Below are 15,509 nucleotides of genomic sequence, written 5' to 3' on the forward strand. Positions count from 1 at the left end.
TGCCGGCGCGTGGCGCTGGGCCCAGGAGAATGATCAGGCACTTTCAGGGAATGCCAGGAAGTCGGCGATGAAGCTGTCCTTCGGAATCGCGCTGGCCGGAGATATGGTCGGTGGTGATGTCGTCGCCCAGCGACCTGAACGTGTTCGCCTCGCGCCGCGGCAATTGGGAAGTGATGATGCGCGCCGCGTTCTACAACAAGACGCTGGCCAACCTGCTGCATCCCGCCGCGCCGGTGGGCCACACGCTGCACGTGCCCAGCAACGAAGTCCAGCCGATCTTCGAAGTCGCCGAGCGCTACCGCGCCGCCGGCGATCCGGTGGTGCTGGTCGCCGGCGAACGCTACGGCACCGGCTCGTCGCGCGACTGGGCCGCCAAGGGCCAGCGGCTGCTCGGCATCCGCGCGGTCATCGCGCCGAGCTTCGAGCGCATCCACCGCTCCAACCTGATCGGCATGGGCATCTTGCCGGTCCGGCTGCCGCGCGGCACCGGCCCGCGCACCCTCGACATCAAGCCAGGAGACAAGATCCACGTGGAGGCGCCCGCGCAGGCCATCGCGCCGCGCTGCCATATTGCGGTCCGCGTCGTGCGCGCCGACGGCGCGATCGACGAGATCGACGCTACCGCAGTAGTGGAAACGCAGCTTGAAGTGGAACTGCTGCGGCGTGGCGGCGTCATCCCGCTGATCCTGCACCGGACGCTGTCGCAGCCGGCCGGCTGACGCTTGCCGTGCCGCCGCCCGCGATGCGCCATTGCGAGCTATCCCGAATGCCAGGAGTCCTGCCGCGCGATGCAGATGACCCTGGGCGACCCTCTGGTGTTCGTGTCGCACCCCGGCCCGGCGGCGCTGCCGGCGCGGGCCGAAGCCGCGCTGGCAGCACCGTTCGTGTTCAAGGGACTGCGCAAGATGGGCGGCGCCGACGAACAGGCCGGCGCCCGGCCGCGCTCACTCTACGCTGGCCAGCCGCGCCCCCGCGGCCAGGAACACGCCCGTTTCGGCCTGCCACGTGACACGGCCGCTGCGATGGGCGTGGACCTGCATCTCCATCTTCATCGCCTCCATCACGGCGATCAGGTCGCCCTCCTTAACCTCGTCCCCCGCGTTGACCTTCCAGGCCTGCACGGTGCCGGCGATCGGCGAAGGCAGGTCGGCGGCGTTGGTCGTCGCGGCCGGCGCCGGAGCAGCGGCACCGCCCTGCCCCGGTGCTTCGGCCAGGCCGCGCAGCAGTTGCGCCGGCAGGCCCAGCACCATGCGGCGGCCGTCGATCTCGATCGCGGTGCGCAGCAGGCTGCCATCCGGCTGCGGCTCGGCGCGCACGGCGGCGGCCAGCGGCTCGGTGAAGTCGGACTCGATCCAGCGCGTATGGACCTTGAAGCCGTCGGAGCCCAGGAAATCGGCATGATCGATCACGGCGCGGTGGAACGGCAGCACCGAGGCCACGCCTTCGATCCGGAACTCGCGCAGCGCGCGGCGCGCGCGCGCCAGCGCCTGCTCGCGCGTGGCACCGGTCACGATCAGCTTGGCCATCAGCGAGTCGAAGGTGCCGGGCACTACCGACCCCGTCTGCACGCCCGAATCGACGCGCACGCCCGGGCCCGACGGGGCTTCGAAGCGCTGCACCGGGCCGGGCGTCGGCAGGAAGCCGCGGCCGACGTCTTCGGCGTTGATGCGGAATTCGATCGAATGGCCCAGCGGCGCCGGCGTTTCGGTGATCGACAGCGGCAGGCCGTCGGCCACGCGCAACTGCTCGACCACCAGGTCGACGCCGGTGGTCTGCTCGGTCACCGGGTGCTCGACCTGCAGGCGGGTGTTGACCTCCAGGAACGAGATCGCGCCGCCGGCGCTGAGCAGGAACTCGACGGTGCCGGCGCTGGTGTAGCCGGCGGCGGCGCAGATGTCGCGCGCGGCGGCGTGGATACGGGCGCGCTGTTCGTCGCTCAGGAACGGCGCGGGGGCCTCTTCCACCAGCTTCTGGTTGCGCCGCTGCAGCGAGCAGTCGCGCGTGCCGAGCACCACCACGTTGCCATGCTTGTCGGCCAGCACCTGGGCTTCGATATGGCGCGGCTTGTCGAGAAACTGCTCGACGAAGCATTCGCCACGGCCGAATGCGGTGACCGCCTCGCGCACGGCGGACGCGTACAGCTCTTCGACTTCATCCATGCGCCAGGCAATCTTCATGCCGCGGCCACCGCCGCCGAACGCCGCCTTGATGATGATGGGCAGGCCGTGGCGCTCGGCAAAGGCCAGCACCTCGTTGGCGTCAGACACCGGATCGGGCGTGCCGGCTACCAGCGGCGCGCCCACTTGCAGCGCGATCTTGCGGGCTTCCACCTTGTCGCCCAGCCGCGCGATCGTTTCCGGCGACGGGCCGATCCAGGTCAGGCCGGCATCGATCACCGCGCGGGCGAAGGCTTCGCTTTCCGACAGGAAGCCATAGCCCGGGTGCACGGCGTCGGCGCCGCTGCGCCGGGCGATCTGGAGCAGCTTGGGGATGTTCAGGTAGGTGTCCGCCGGGCGGTCGCCGTCGAGGCCGTAGGCTTCGTCGGCCAGGCGCGCGTGGATCGCGTCGATATCGGCGTTGGCATAGACGGCGACGGAGGCCACGCCATAGTCGGCGCAGGCGCGGATGATACGAACGGCGATCTCGCCACGGTTGGCAATCAGGACTTTCTTCATGGCAATTACGGTTGCAGTTCTTCGAAGGCGCCGACGGGATTGAAGCGCAGCCAGGCGCCGACCGGGATCTGCCCGGCGCGGTCGAGGTGATAAGGCGCCACGGCACCGATCACGGGATAGCCGCCGGTCAGCGGATGGTCGGCCAGGAACAATACGGGCTGGCCGCTCGGCGGGACCTGCAGCGCGCCGAGCGCGGTGCCTTCGCTGGGCAGCTCGCCGGCAATGGCGCGCTCCAGCGGCACTTCGCCGGCCAGGCGCAGGCCCACGCGGTTGGATTGGGGCGTGACCTGCCAGCGCTGCGCGCCCAGCCGTTCCACGGATTCGGCGGTAAACCAGTCGGTGCGGGGCCCGAGCACCACGTCCAGCACGACCTCCTGCTCCACCGTGGGCAGGTTCTCGGCGGGCATCTCGGGTGCGCCGACGATGGCACCGGCCGGAGCCTGCCGCAGGTCGATCACATCGCCTGCCGCCAGCGGCGCGGGGCCGACCCTGGCCAGCGTGTCGGTGGCGCAGCTGCCCAGCACCGGCGCCACCGCGAACCCGCCGCGCGCGGCCACGTAGCAGCGCGCGCCGGCCAGCGGCTGGCCGATGGCAATCGTGTCGCCATCGGCCAGCGCCACGGCCTGGTGGTTCGGGACGTCCCATTGCCGGCCATCGGCGGTGCGCACGGTCAGCGGTGCGTCGGCGCCGGTGACGGCCAGCACGCTTTCGCCCATGCTCTGCAGCTGCAGGCCGCCGCCGATGGTCTCGAGCGCCGCGGCATCGCTGCCGTTGCCCACCAGCCGGTTGGCGGCCTTCAGCGCGGCCTGGTCCATCGCGCCCGAGGCGGACACGCCCTGCCCCGCCTGGCCGTGCCGGCCCAGGTCCTGGAACAGGGTCTGCAGGCCAGTGCCCTTTACGTTCAACGACGCGGAAGCAGGCGCCTGGTCCGCCGGCTTTGCCGCGCGCTGCGGCGCGACGGCAGCAATGGCGCCGGTGGGATGCGCCACGCCATTGAGCCGCGCGATATCGACAAAGCGCACGCGATATCCAGGCTGCAACAGCGCGGGCTGATCGCGCTCCAGGTCCCACATCGCCACCGGCGTCACGCCGATGATCTGCCAGCCGCCGGGGCTGGCCTGCGGATACACGCCGCTGAAGGTGCCGGCCAGGCCGACGGCGCCGGCGGGAATGCGCGTGCGCGGCGTACTGCGGCGCGGCACATCGAAGCTGGGATGGCCGCCGCTCAGGTAGGCAAAGCCCGGGGCAAACCCGGTAAAGGCCACGGTATATTCGCTGCCGGTGTGGCGGCGCACGACTTCCTCCGGCGTGATGCCGAGCAGCCCGGCGACCTCGGCCAGGTCCTCGCCGTCATAGTGCACGGGGATCTCGACCAGGATGTCGCTGCGCTCGACGCGCTGCGACAGGTCGCGCGCGGCGATGGCCCGCACCAGCGCGGCGGCGCTGGTCGCCGACGGGCGGAAGTGAACGAGGATGGTGCGCGCGGCGGGCACCAGCTCGGCCACGCCATGCAGCGGATCGCGCTGCAGCGAGGCCAGCAGGGCCAGTGTCTGGCCGAGGTCGGCCAGCTCTACCAGCAGGGCATTCGAGGTGACGGGCAGGAAACGCAAGACTAGCTCCGCAAAGGACCCGGCGGTCTCAGACGTGGTACGTGCTGTCCGGCACGTCGGTGATGAACATATGGCCCGGTGCGTGGGTCACGGCGAACGGCACGCCGGACGCCATCACGGCCGCCTGGGGCGTCACGCCGCAGGCCCAGAACACGGGGACCTCGCCCGGCTCGATGCGCACGGCGTCGCCGAAGTCCGGCTTGCCGATGTCGGCGATGCCCAGCGCGGCCGGATCGCCCACGTGGACCGGCGCGCCGTGCACCGAGGGAAAACGCCCGCTGATGGAAACGGCATCGGCAACGCGGTGCGCGGGGATGGGCCGCATCGACACCACCAGCTCGCCATGCAGGCGGCCGGCGGGACGGCACTGGCGGCTGGTGCGGTACATCGGCACGTTGGAGCCGTCGGCGATATGGCGCACCTCGATGCCGGCCTCCTGCAGCGGCGTCTCGAAGGTGAAGCTGCAGCCGATCAGGAAGGTGACCAGGTCCGGATGCTCGGCCCACAGCGGCGTGGCATCGGCCACCTCGTCCGCCAGCTTGCCGTCGCGCCAGACGCGGTACAGCGGGATGTCGGTGCGCACGTCCGCGCCTTCGGCCAGCAGGGTCTGGTGCGCACCCGCCTCGATCACGTCGAGCACCGGACAGGCCTTGGGATTGCGCTGCGCGTACAGCAGGAAATCCCAGGCCCAGTCGCGCGGCAAGGCGATCATATTGGCCTGCGTCATGCCCGGCGCAATGCCGGCGGTCGGCTGCACGGTACCGGCGCGATAGCTCGCGCGCGCTTCGCGGGCGGCATTCACCGCGGCGATGCGGGCGCGTTCCAGTGCGGATGCTTGCATGTGTGTTTCTCCAGTGTGTTCAGGGCCCGACGGCTCAGGCGAAGGCGCGAACCGTGATGCCGTCGCGCTCCAGCGCGGCGCGCACGGCGCGTGCCATCTCGAGCGCGCCGTCGCTGTCGCCATGCACGCAGATCGATTGCGCCTCCACGCGCGCCACGCTGCCGTCGATGGCGAGCACCGTGCCTTCGCGCACCAGGCGCAGCATGCGCTGCGCCACGTCGGTGGCGTCGTGCAGGACCGAGCCCTTCTCGCGGCGGGACACCAGCGTGCCCTGCGGCGTGTAGGCGCGGTCGGCGAACGCTTCGGCGATCACGCGCAGGCCGGCCTCGCGCGCCCAGCCCACCAGCGGCGAGCCCGCCAGCGCCACCAGCGCCAGCTCCGGATTCACCGCGCGGATGGCGGCGATCACGTCGCGCGCCTGGCGCTCGTCGCTGGCGATGGTGTTGTAGAGCGCGCCGTGCGGCTTGACATAGCGCACCGTGGTGCCAACCGTGGCGGCCATGCCCGACAGTGCGCTGATCTGGTAGATCACGTCGGCCACCAGGTCGGCGCTGGCCACGTCCATGTTGCGTCGGCCGAAGCCCTGCAGGTCGGGATACGAAACGTGCGCGCCCACGGCAACGCCGCGCTCCGCCGCGGCCTTCAGCGTCTGCAGGATGCCTGCCGGATCGCCGGCGTGAAAGCCGCAGGCCACGTTGGCGCTGCTGACGATATCCAGCATGGCGGCATCGTTGCCCATGCTCCAGGCGCCGAAGCTCTCGCCGAGGTCGCTGTTGAGATCGATATGCATGGCGTCAGGCTGCCGTCCGCGATGTTGCTGCGCCAGCCGGTCCTTCCGTGCCAGCCTCGGTCTCCCCGAGTAGTTCGCGTCCCTGTGTTTCCGGCAACAGCAGGCACGCGATAACGACCAACCCATAGGCGCCCGCGGCAAGATAGCCGATGGCCACGCCCAGCGACATCGATGCGCTCATGTGCCCGATCATGGCCGGGAACACCGAGCCGACCGCGCGCCCGAAGTTGTAGGAAAAGCCTTGTCCGGAGCCACGGATATGGCTCGGATATAGCTCCGTCAGGTAAGCTCCCATGCCCGAAAAGATGCCAGACAGGAAGAATCCCAAGGGGAAGCCAAGCAGCAGCATCGCCGAGTCGGTGATCGGCAGCTGCGTATAGCAGGTCACGAGGATGGCTGCGCTCACTGCGAACAGCATGAAGCAGCGCCGGCGTCCCAGGCGATCGGACAGCCAGGCGCTGGTCAGATAGCCGGCGAACGAGCCTGCGATCAGCACCATCAGATAGCCGCTGGTATTGAGCACGGACAGGTTGCGCTCCATCTTGAGATAGGTCGGCAGCCAGGTCGTCACCGAATAGTAGGCACCCTGCATGCCAGTCGCGAGCAGGCTGGCCAGCACCGTGGTGCGCAGCACGCCAGGCTTGAAGATCAGCATGAAGTTATTGCTTTGCCCGGTGCGGGCCAGCTTGGCCTTGGTTTCCTGATACACCTCGGGTTCCGAGATATTGCGGCGGATGTAGAGGATAAAGACCGCCGGCAGCACGCCGATCCAGAACAGCACTCGCCATGCGTATTGCTGCTCGAACGCGGCATAGACCGCCCAGAACGCGATCGCCGAAAGTCCCCAGCCAACCGCCCAGCTGCTTTGCACCAGTCCAACGGCCTTGCCGCGGTGGCGGGCGCGGATCATCTCGGCGATCAGCACCGAGCCGACCGACCATTCGCCGCCGAAGCCCAGGCCTTGCAGCATGCGGGTGACGAACAATTGCTCGGGCGAGTTGGTGAACCCGCTCAGGAAGGTGAAGAAGCTGAACCAGAGCACGGTCAGCTGCAGGATCCGCACGCGGCCGTACTTGTCGGCCAGGATGCCGGCCAGCCAGCCGCCGACGGCCGAGCTGATCAGCGCGCCGGTCGCGATATAGCCCGCTTCGGCCTTGGTCATGCCCCACACGAGGATGAACGTGGGGATCATGAAGGTGTAGATCATGTAGTCGAAGGCATCGACGCCATAGCCGACGAAGGCGGCAAAGAGCGTCTTGCGCTCTGCTCCGGTAGTTTCTTTAAGCCACATGGTTGCGCTCACTAGGACAAGGACAAAGCGTGGGAAAAAGCTCGTCGCACTGACTCACGACGATGTTCGTTTTCATCGGCGTTGTTTAGCAAATCGCATGCCATGTTGACCTATCGGCACGTATCACTCAACCACCGTACACATATTGTTGAACAATCTTTGGTGTTGATCGATCATGGTATACACCTAAGGCACCGTTGCAGCCCGTCGTCCGCACCAATCCTGTGCTTATTGTTGAACAAAGTGCGTTAACATCCGGTCACGGGCTTCACCGGAATGAGCGATCCATCCACCATGTCCTCCACACCTGACGTGAAGAATTTGGCAGAACGAGTCACGGAACAGATCCGCCAGCGCATCGTGCATGGCGAGTTCGAGCCGGGACAGCGCCTGTCGGAAGCGGCGCTGAGCGAAAGCCTGCAGATTTCCCGCAACACCCTGCGCGAGACCTTCCGCGTGCTGACCAAGGAAGGCCTGCTCAAGCACGAGCCCAACCGGGGCGTGTCGGTGGCGATTCCCAGCATTGCGTCGATCATCGACATCTATCGGGTGCGCCGGCTGATCGAATGCCAGGCGATTGCCCAGGCCTACCCCAGCCATCCGGCCCGCAAGCACCTGCGCGAAGCGGTGGAAATGGGGCTGCGCTGCCGCGACAACGGCGACTGGCAGGGCGCTGGCACTGCCAATATGGAATTCCACATGGCGATCGTGGAGCTGGCCGACAGCGAGCGCCTGAACGTGATGTTCTCCCATCTGCTCGCCGAACTGCGCCTGGCGTTCGGCATGCTGCATGACCCCGAATTCCTGCACGGCCCTTACGTCGAGATGAACCAGCACATCCTGGAACTGTTCGAGGCGGGCAAGCTGGCCGAATGCGCAGTGGCGCTGAACGATTACCTGACGCAGTCCGAGCGCATCGTGCTGTCGGTGTGCGCGCGGCATCCGGTGTTCAAGGGGCGCTGATGCGAGCTGCGGTCCCCTTTTTGCCCTCTCCCTGACAATTTCTGCCCCTTTGGCGTTATTTACAGGTGCGAGGGTGTCGTCTAGTCTTCACCCGCATGGGAACCCGGCCGCACGCGGGATCGGCGCAGCACAGCAACTTCGGCATATTTCCGGACTGCCATGAGGAACGAGATCGGGAAGGACCGCACCGAATTTGCGGATCATTTGCTGGATGCCGTGTTCATGGTCGATACCAGCGGCCGCATCCAGTACGTAAGCGCTGCCTGCGAAGGCATCCTCGGCTACACGCCGAAGGAGATCACCGGGCAATCCATCATCGACCTGGTGGCACCGGACGACCGCGACCGGACCCTGATCGAGGCCAAGGAAGTCATGGCCGGCAAGAAGCGGATCGGCTTCGAGAATCGCTACCGCCACAAAGACGGCAACGATGTTCATATCATGTGGTCGGCCGGATGGCTGCAATCGGAACGGATGCGCGTCGGGGTCGCGCGCGATGTCACGGCGCTGAGGAAGAAGAGCGTGGTCGAACTGGGCCTGGCGTTTTCCCCGGTACCGCTCGCGCCCCATGAGCAGAAGGTCCTTCAGTTGCTGCTGACCGACGCTTCGGAGAAGCAGATTGCCCACCGCCTCGGCCTCGCCGTCTCCACCACTCATTCCTATGTCACCACGATCTTCCGCAAATTCGGTGTCAGGGGCCGGGCCGGGTTGATGAGCCTGTGGCTTGAAAACCTGTCGCGCGAGCGCTGACGCGGTGATCCAGGACGGCACCCTGATACAATGCCGCCACGTTTACATGTCTTGACACAATGGGCTTCGAACAACTGGCGGCGCTGAAGGCAAAACTCGTGGAACAGGCAAAGGCCGAAAAGGCGGCCCAGTCTGCAAAGCGAAACAAGAGCACCAACGGCACAAAGGGTGCTAACGGCGGCAAGGGTACTGACGGCGCCAAAGGCAACAAGGGCAACAAGGGCAACAAGCCGTCGCGCGTACGCGATGCCGCGCCGGAAAAGCCGGTCGATCCGGTGGTCCTCGCCATCTCCAGGCTGCAAAAGCGCTTCCCCGCCGTCTTCCCCAAGAACCCGGCTCCGAAAGTGCCGCTCAAGGTCGGCATCTTCCAGGACCTGGTGCAGCACGCGCAGGAACTGAAGCTGACCGAGGCCGAGCTGCGCGACGCGATCCGGACCTGGTGCCGCGGCGCACGCTACTGGAACGGCATGGTGGAGGGCGCTGCGCGCGTGGACCTTGCCGGCGAGCCCGCCGGACAGGTCACCGAGGCCGATGCCCGGCGCGCGCGTCAGTTGCAGCGCAGCCGTGCTACCCGGCCGCAGTCGAAGCAACCAGTGCAGCAAGCTGCGCAAGCTCAGCAGGAACACCAGGCTCAGCAAGCGGAGCAGGAACAGCCAGCACAGGCGGCGGAACCGTCGCAGGCCGGCAAGCCCGCCTGACCATCGCCGGCGCCTCCCGGGAAGGCGCCTTTCCCGGTGACTACGCGGACGGCTCAGGCATCCTCGGCACAAAGCGCTTGTGGTCGATCTGGCCATTCCGGGCCATCAGGATGGTCGCTTCCGGGATCTCCTCCCAAACCCCCTGCACGTCGATCAGCGGCTCCGACAACACCAGGAACGCGTCGTCGCCGGCGGCGATGATGCGCGGGTCCTGGGGATACAGCTCTCGCAGCTGCCGGAACGAGGTGCTGTGGAACAGCGAGCGCGACGCCGTCTCGCTCGAATAGCGCACCGCCACGACCTGCTGGCCATCCGTGACGCACACCGTCATGTTGAGCGGGAACTGCACGTCATAGCGATGGCCGACCTCCTCGATCAGCCCCGCCATCTGCTCCAGTGCACCACGCGGGTCGCGCTCCAGGCCAAAAGTCAGCGGCCAGGAAGAACATTACCTCCGAGTCGGTCGATCCCTCGATCCAGCGGAACAGATGCGGCGCCACGGCCATCATCAGGTCGCGCCGCAGCAGCGGATATTCCCGAATCAGCCCGTTATGCACGAACAACCAGCGGCCGAAGCGGAACGGATGGCAGTTGGTCTCCTGCGTGGGCGTGCCGGTGGCCGCGCGCACATGGGCCAGGAACAGCGGCGCCCGCACCGCGCGCGCCGTCTCGCGCAGGTTGGTGTCGCTCCATGCCGGATGCAGGCAGCGGTAGCGGAACGGCACCTCGGAATGCCTTCCGTACCAGCCGACGCCGAAGCCGTCGCCATTGGTGGTGGTATGGCCGAGCCTGGAATTCAGGCTCTGGTCGATCAATGAATGTTCCGGCTGGAATAGCACCGCCTCCAGCGGAACGGACCTGCCCGAGTACGCCAGCCAGCGGCACATGATGTGTCTCCTCACAAGTGCGGCCCGGTGCCTTTCCGGCCCCATGCTTCAGTTGTAGGACGGCAACGGCGGAACGGCAAAGTGCCGGCTGCGGGCAGCGCTGAAGCAGTGCCGGCGGTGGCCCGGGTATGCTGGCTGCGGCACATACGCGCTGGCGTACCGTTGCCAGCCGGATCGCTTGGTGAAATCCCTACACGAGCCGGGGCAATTCATGCAATCCTTTCAGAAGCGTTCGGGGACTGCTCCGGTCGTCGAAGTCGTGGCGGGGCTTGCCTGCCTGCAGGATGGCCGGGCGATCGTGCCCCGGTATGGCACTTGCATGGAATGTTCGGGGCGCGATGAAGTCAAATCATCAGACCCGATCTGTACGAATCTCGCGAGTTCCGGGCGCACCCGCTCAGGGCAGTCCCGTGGTAGCTTGTGTCTACAAATGTCTCGAGGGGTCCGCTGGGCCCCGCCACGGAGGAAGCAGCCAATGCCTGTTCAGAACTGCAATGTGCATGTCGTTTTCGATGGGCACTGGGCGATCGCGGCCGAGGGCGAAGGACGCCTCCAGGTCGGCCTCGACATGACCAGCGCCATTGCTCTCGCCACATCGCTCGCCGTGGAGCGACGGGCGATGCTCTACGTGCATGACAAGAACGGCGACATCATCCAGCGCATTGATTGCTCCCGTGCCATGCCACCCACCGACACCGTGTCGCCGGTTGCATGCGTCGACATGCCAGTGCTGCCGGCCGAACAGCCCGAGGCGCCTGAAAAGGCCCGGAATACCTCGGCTTGATCTCGCCTGCTGCCGCCTTCGGAGCAGGTCGCGCAGCAGATGGCAGCATATCCCCAGGGCTAGATCGCCGACTTCTTCACCGCGCCGGTTGCAAAGAACTGCTGCAGATTCTCGAACACCAGGTCCGCCATCGCCTGCCGCGTTTCATGCGTGGCGCTTGCGATATGCGGCAGCAGCACGACATTGTCCAGGCCGAACAGCGCCTCGGGCACATTCGGTTCATCCTCGAACACGTCAAGGCCAGCACCGGCGATGCGCTGCCGCGATAGCGCCTCGACCAGCGCCGCCTCGTCTACCACCGTGCCGCGGGCGATATTGATCAGGAAGCCGCGCGGGCCCAGCGCGTCCAGCACGGCTGCCGACACCAGATGGCGAGTCGAGGGCCCGCCCGCCGTGGCGACGACCAGGTAATCGGCCCAGCGCGCCAGCGCTTCCAGGGACGCTTCATAGGGGTAAGGCGCATCCGGGGCCGGGTTGCGGCTGTGATAACGCACCTCCATGTCGAACCCCACCGAGCGGTGCGCGATCACGCGGCCGATGCGGCCCATGCCAAGGATGCCGAGCCGCTTGCCGCTGACGCGCGTCGCCAGCGGGAACGGCTGCCCCTTGGGCCATTCGCCGCGGCGCACGAAGCGGTCCGCGGCGCTGACCTTGCGCGAGACATCCAGCAGCAGCGCAAACGCGGTATCGGCAACGCAGTCGTTTAGCACGTCTGGCGTATAGCCCACGGCGATGCCGCGCTGACGCGCGGTGTCGAGATCGAGCTTGTCCAGGCCAACGCCGAAGCTGGAGATCACGCGCAGCGACGGCAGCGCGGCCAGCAGCGCGGCATCGGCACCGATCGCGGCGCGCGTCGTCAGCGCGACGAACTCGCTGCCGTGGCGGGCCAGGAAGCCGGCGGGATCGGCTTCAGTCCAGAACGGGTGGACGTCGTAGTGCTCGGCCAGGCGCGCTTCGGTGGCTTCAGGCAGGCGGCCGTGCTGCAACAGGCGGGGTTTCATGCGCAAGGGGTCCTTTGAGGAGAGACGCGCGCGTCAGTCGGCGCGCAGTTTGTTGTCGACGATGACCTTGGCGTAGCGCTTGCGGTCGGTGGAAATCAGCTCGGTGAACTGCTGCGGCGTGCTGCCGACGGGAATCGCGCCCTGCTCCACCAGTTGCTGGCGCACCTCGGGCAGTGCCACCACCTGCTTCACCCCGGCGGCGATCTTGTCGACGATGTCCTTGGGCGTGCCGGCCGGCGCCAGCAAGCCGACCCATGAGCCAGACTCGGCGCCGGTGATGCCGGCCTGCGCCAGCGTGGGCACGTCTGGCAGCGCCGGCGAGCGCACCGTGCCGGTGACCGCCAGCGCGCGCAGCTTGCCCGCCTTGACGTGCCCGGCGGTTTCCAGCACCGACGCGAACAGCATGTCGACATTGCCCGCCATCAGGTCGCTCATGGCGGCGCCGCCGCCCTTGTATGGCACGTGCAGCATGTCGGTCCCGGTCGCGGCCTTGAAGATCTCGCCCGACAGGTGCGGCGACCCGCCCGTGCCCGAGCTGGCGAAGGATAGCTTGCCCGGCTGCGCCTTGGCCAATGCCACCAGATCCTTCGCGGTCTTTGCGGGCAGCTTGGGCGTCACCACCAGCACGAACGGCAACTCGGCCATCTCGGTCACCGGAACCAGGCGGTTGGGATCGTAAGACAGCTTGGTGTACAGCGTGGGATTGATCGACTGGGTGCCGACATTGCCCGCCACCAGCGTGTAGCCGTCCGGCCTGGCGCGCGACGCCAGCTCCAGGCCGACGTTGCCGGCCGCGCCGGGCCGGTTGTCCACCAGCACCGGCTGGCCCCACAGCTGCGACAGGCGCTGCGCTACCAGGCGCGTGGCAATGTCGGTGCCGCCGCCGGGCGTGAACGGCAGGATGATCGTGACCGGCCGTGTCGGCCAGCTGGCGTTGGCTTGCGCGTGAGCCGCCGGGGCAAGCAGCGGTGCGGCGGCAAGGCACAGAGCCAGCAGCGCCCGGCGCCGGGCGGTGGAGGGGATGCGGTCTGGCATGGCTGTCTCGTTCGGTTGGCGTTGTCGGGGGAAGCGTCGTCGTGTCATTCCGGCTGGATGCCGGCGTTTTTGGCCACCTTGGCCCACTTGACCATCTCGGTCTGGATAAAGCCCGAGAACTGCGCGGGGCTGCCGCCGGCGGGCTCGATGCCTGCCGCAAGCAGGCGTTCGCGCACGTCCGGCGCGGCCAGCGCCTGGTTGATGCCGGCGTTGAGCTTGTCGATCACTGCCTTGGGCGTGCCGGCGGGCGCGAGCACGCCGCCCCAGGTGCTGGTGTCGTAGCCGGGCAGGCCGGCTTCCGCCATGGTCGGCAGCTGCGGCGCGATGGCCGCATGCTTGGTCGTGCTGACTGCCAGCGCCCTCACCTTGCCGGCCTTGACCTGCGGGTTGATCGCGGCCACGGTGTCGAACATCAGCGAGACGCGGCCGCTGGTCAGGTCGGGATGCGCCAGCGTGCTGCCCTTGTAGGGAATGTGGACCATGTCGAGGCCGGCCATGCTCTTGAACAGTTCGCCGGAGAAATGCGGGGCACCGCCCGATCCGCTCGATGCGAACGACAGCTGGCCGGGATGCGCCTTGCCGTAGGCGATCAGTTCCTTGACCGACTTCGCCGGGACCGAGGGCGAAACCACCAGCATCAGCGGCACCACGTGCGTCAGCGCGACCGGCTCGAAGCTCTTGACGGTGTCGTACGGCAGCTTGCGCACCATGCTGGGGTTGATGGCGTGGCTGCTTGCCACCAGCGCCAGCGTGTAACCGTCCGGGGCAGCCTTTGCCACCACGTCAGTGCCGACGATGCCGGTGGCGCCGCTGCGGTTGTCGACCACGACCGACTGGCCCCAGGCCTCGGTCAGCTTCTGCCCGACCAGGCGCGCAACGAGGTCGATGGCGCCGCCGGGGGAAGCCGGGACGACGATGGTGATGGGCTTGGTGGGATAGCTCTGGGCGTGGGCGCCGGTGGGGGTGAAGGCGATGCTGAGGGCGGTCACGGCAAGCGCCGCGGCCAGCCGGGAGGATCGGAAGTTGATTGCCATGGTGTCTCCTGCCTGATTGTTCATGAATCGGAGCCGGCGGTTTGCTCCCCTCGCCCGTTTGCGGGAGAGGGGTGCGCTGAGGCTCGCGCTGAAATTGAGCGTCTGGTTTGACCTGGCGACGGCTGCTTACTCCGCCTTCGCCCCCGATTTCTTCACCAACGCAGCCCAGCGCGGAATCTCCTTGTCCATCAGCGCCGCCAGCTCCGCGGGCGTGCTGCCCACGATCTCCATGCCCAACTGCTGGCTGAGCCGCTGCTGCACCGCGGGCTGCTTCAGCGCACGGATGACTTCGGCATTCAGGCGCTGGACGATTTCCTTTGGCGTGCCATGCGGGGCATACAGCGCCTGCCACGACACCATCTCAAACCCGCTGACGCCGGCCTCGGCCATGGTCGGCACCTTGGGCAGCAGCGCCGAGCGCTTCGGCGAGGTCACGGCCAGCGCGCGCAGCTTGCCGGCCTTGATCATGGCCTCGCCCGCGGTGAGCTGGTCGAACAGGAACGGCACCAGCCCGGCCGCCACGTCCTGCACGGCCTGCGGGCTGCCCTTGTATGGCACGTGCGTCATCGGCACATGGATCAGGTCGGCGAACAGTTCGCCGGCGAGATGGGTCGACGTGCCCGCGCCGGACGAGGCGAAACTGAGGCCGTTTTTCTTCTTCGCGTAGGCGATCAGCTCCTGCACGTTGCTGACCGGCAACTCCGCGTTCACCATCAGCACGTTCGGCACATAGCCGACCAGGCTGACCGGCTCGAAGTCCTTGACCGGGTCATATGACAGGTTCTTGTACAGGCTGGCATTGATGGCGTGGGTGCTGATGGTGCCGCCGAACAGCGTGTAGCCGTCCGCCTTGGCACGCGCGACGTAGCCTGCCCCCACGGCCCCTGCTGCGCCGGGCCGGTTCTCCACCACCACCGGCTGGCCGAGGGCGCGCGAGACTTCCTGCCCGATGGTGCGCGCGACGATATCGGTCGAGCCGCCCGCCGCAAAGGGCACTACCCAGGTGATCGGCCGCGACGGCCATTTGTCCTGCGCCTGCGCCGGCGCGCCCAGCGCGCCGAGGCCGAAAGCCACGCACGCGGCCAGCGTGCGGGCGCTGCGCCTTGCGGCTGCAATCCCTTGCTTCATGATGTCTCCTGCCATGGCCGGT

General features: G+C 67.6%; 13 protein-coding genes and 2 pseudogenes. 5 read left to right on the forward strand and 10 right to left on the reverse strand.

The window, feature by feature from the left end:
• Nucleotides 1-131: 131 nt before the first annotated feature.
• Nucleotides 132-719: pseudogene (locus tag K309_RS0125715) on the forward strand (aconitate hydratase AcnA); the annotation flags it as partial.
• 225 nt (nucleotides 720-944) lie between these two features.
• Here K309_RS0125715 and K309_RS0125720 read toward each other — a convergent pair.
• Genes K309_RS0125720 through K309_RS0125740 form a run of 5 tightly spaced genes read right to left on the reverse strand, consistent with a single transcriptional unit; the run spans nucleotide 945 to nucleotide 7,207 of the window.
• The gene (locus tag K309_RS0125720; protein ID WP_029049067.1) at nucleotides 945-2,675 is read right to left on the reverse strand and encodes an acetyl/propionyl/methylcrotonyl-CoA carboxylase subunit alpha; all 1,731 of its coding nucleotides are present in this window, start codon (nucleotides 2,673-2,675) and stop codon (nucleotides 945-947) included.
• Between the two features lie 5 nt (nucleotides 2,676-2,680).
• Nucleotides 2,681-4,285: a 5-oxoprolinase subunit PxpB gene (gene pxpB, locus K309_RS0125725; protein WP_029049068.1), complete on the reverse strand. Its 1,605-nt coding sequence runs from the start codon at nucleotides 4,283-4,285 to the stop codon at nucleotides 2,681-2,683.
• Nucleotides 4,286-4,313: 28 nt separating this feature from the next.
• On the reverse strand, nucleotides 4,314-5,126 hold the full coding sequence (locus K309_RS0125730; protein WP_029049069.1) for a putative hydro-lyase: 813 nt from the start codon (nucleotides 5,124-5,126) through the stop codon (nucleotides 4,314-4,316).
• A 34-nt stretch (nucleotides 5,127-5,160) separates the two neighbouring features.
• Nucleotides 5,161-5,916 (reverse strand): LamB/YcsF family protein, encoded by a 756-nt coding sequence (locus K309_RS0125735; RefSeq protein ID WP_029049070.1) that lies wholly within the window; start codon nucleotides 5,914-5,916, stop codon nucleotides 5,161-5,163.
• A 4-nt stretch (nucleotides 5,917-5,920) separates the two neighbouring features.
• Nucleotides 5,921-7,207 carry an MFS transporter gene (locus tag K309_RS0125740; RefSeq protein WP_029049071.1) on the reverse strand — a complete coding sequence of 429 codons (1,287 nt, stop codon included), beginning with the start codon at nucleotides 7,205-7,207 and terminating at the stop codon, nucleotides 5,921-5,923.
• A gap of 294 nt (nucleotides 7,208-7,501) precedes the next feature.
• Between K309_RS0125740 and K309_RS0125745 the strand changes: the two genes are divergently transcribed.
• The 3 genes from K309_RS0125745 to K309_RS37445 all read left to right on the forward strand — a co-directional run bounded on the left by K309_RS0125745 (nucleotide 7,502) and on the right by K309_RS37445 (nucleotide 9,618).
• Complete coding sequence (locus K309_RS0125745) at nucleotides 7,502-8,170, forward strand: GntR family transcriptional regulator (protein WP_029049072.1); 669 nt, start codon at nucleotides 7,502-7,504, stop codon at nucleotides 8,168-8,170.
• A 159-nt stretch (nucleotides 8,171-8,329) separates the two neighbouring features.
• A complete protein-coding gene (locus tag K309_RS0125750; protein ID WP_051320602.1) occupies nucleotides 8,330-8,920 on the forward strand; it encodes a PAS domain S-box protein in 591 nt (196 codons plus the stop codon).
• Nucleotides 8,921-9,018: 98 nt separating this feature from the next.
• Nucleotides 9,019-9,618, forward strand: coding sequence for a ProQ/FinO family protein (locus K309_RS37445; RefSeq protein ID WP_232232486.1), 600 nt, complete (start codon nucleotides 9,019-9,021; stop codon nucleotides 9,616-9,618).
• Nucleotides 9,619-9,658: 40 nt separating this feature from the next.
• On the opposite strand, the pseudogene K309_RS37450 reads toward K309_RS37445, so the two are convergent.
• A pseudogene (locus K309_RS37450) lies at nucleotides 9,659-10,505 on the reverse strand (class II glutamine amidotransferase).
• A 475-nt stretch (nucleotides 10,506-10,980) separates the two neighbouring features.
• On the opposite strand from K309_RS37450, the gene K309_RS42545 reads away from it, so the two are divergent.
• Complete coding sequence (locus tag K309_RS42545; protein ID WP_029049074.1) at nucleotides 10,981-11,289, forward strand: DUF2188 domain-containing protein; 309 nt, start codon at nucleotides 10,981-10,983, stop codon at nucleotides 11,287-11,289.
• Between the two features lie 59 nt (nucleotides 11,290-11,348).
• Here K309_RS42545 and K309_RS0125770 read toward each other — a convergent pair whose 3' ends face one another.
• The 4 genes from K309_RS0125770 to K309_RS0125785 form a co-directional block, all read right to left on the reverse strand.
• On the reverse strand, nucleotides 11,349-12,290 hold the full coding sequence (locus K309_RS0125770) for a 2-hydroxyacid dehydrogenase (protein ID WP_029049075.1): 942 nt from the start codon (nucleotides 12,288-12,290) through the stop codon (nucleotides 11,349-11,351).
• 33 nt (nucleotides 12,291-12,323) lie between these two features.
• Nucleotides 12,324-13,325 carry a Bug family tripartite tricarboxylate transporter substrate binding protein gene (locus K309_RS0125775; protein ID WP_035878392.1) on the reverse strand — a complete coding sequence of 334 codons (1,002 nt, stop codon included), beginning with the start codon at nucleotides 13,323-13,325 and terminating at the stop codon, nucleotides 12,324-12,326.
• 44 nt (nucleotides 13,326-13,369) lie between these two features.
• Nucleotides 13,370-14,359 (reverse strand): tripartite tricarboxylate transporter substrate binding protein, encoded by a 990-nt coding sequence (locus K309_RS0125780; RefSeq protein WP_035878393.1) that lies wholly within the window; start codon nucleotides 14,357-14,359, stop codon nucleotides 13,370-13,372.
• Between the two features lie 126 nt (nucleotides 14,360-14,485).
• A complete protein-coding gene (locus K309_RS0125785; RefSeq protein WP_029049078.1) occupies nucleotides 14,486-15,487 on the reverse strand; it encodes a Bug family tripartite tricarboxylate transporter substrate binding protein in 1,002 nt (333 codons plus the stop codon).
• Nucleotides 15,488-15,509: the final 22 nt, after the last annotated feature.

This window comes from Cupriavidus phytohabitans, from assembly GCF_000426345.1.
GTDB lineage: Bacteria > Pseudomonadota > Gammaproteobacteria > Burkholderiales > Burkholderiaceae > Cupriavidus.

Bases quoted from the DNA above. Each gene is read 5' to 3' on its own strand.
- K309_RS0125770 (WP_029049075.1), bottom strand. From the start codon at position 12,290: ATGAAACCCCGCCTGTTGCAGCACGGCCGCCTGCCTGAAGCCACCGAA.
- K309_RS0125735 (WP_029049070.1), bottom strand. From the start codon at position 5,916: ATGCATATCGATCTCAACAGCGACCTCGGCGAGAGCTTCGGCGCCTGG.
- K309_RS0125745 (WP_029049072.1), top strand. From the start codon at position 7,502: ATGTCCTCCACACCTGACGTGAAGAATTTGGCAGAACGAGTCACGGAA.
- K309_RS0125740 (WP_029049071.1), bottom strand. From the start codon at position 7,207: ATGTGGCTTAAAGAAACTACCGGAGCAGAGCGCAAGACGCTCTTTGCC.
- K309_RS0125785 (WP_029049078.1), bottom strand. From the start codon at position 15,487: ATGAAGCAAGGGATTGCAGCCGCAAGGCGCAGCGCCCGCACGCTGGCC.
- K309_RS42545 (WP_029049074.1), top strand. From the start codon at position 10,981: ATGCCTGTTCAGAACTGCAATGTGCATGTCGTTTTCGATGGGCACTGG.
- K309_RS0125775 (WP_035878392.1), bottom strand. From the start codon at position 13,325: ATGCCAGACCGCATCCCCTCCACCGCCCGGCGCCGGGCGCTGCTGGCT.
- K309_RS0125780 (WP_035878393.1), bottom strand. From the start codon at position 14,359: ATGGCAATCAACTTCCGATCCTCCCGGCTGGCCGCGGCGCTTGCCGTG.
- K309_RS0125730 (WP_029049069.1), bottom strand. From the start codon at position 5,126: ATGCAAGCATCCGCACTGGAACGCGCCCGCATCGCCGCGGTGAATGCC.
- K309_RS0125750 (WP_051320602.1), top strand. From the start codon at position 8,330: ATGAGGAACGAGATCGGGAAGGACCGCACCGAATTTGCGGATCATTTG.
- K309_RS0125720 (WP_029049067.1), bottom strand. From the start codon at position 2,675: ATGAAGAAAGTCCTGATTGCCAACCGTGGCGAGATCGCCGTTCGTATC.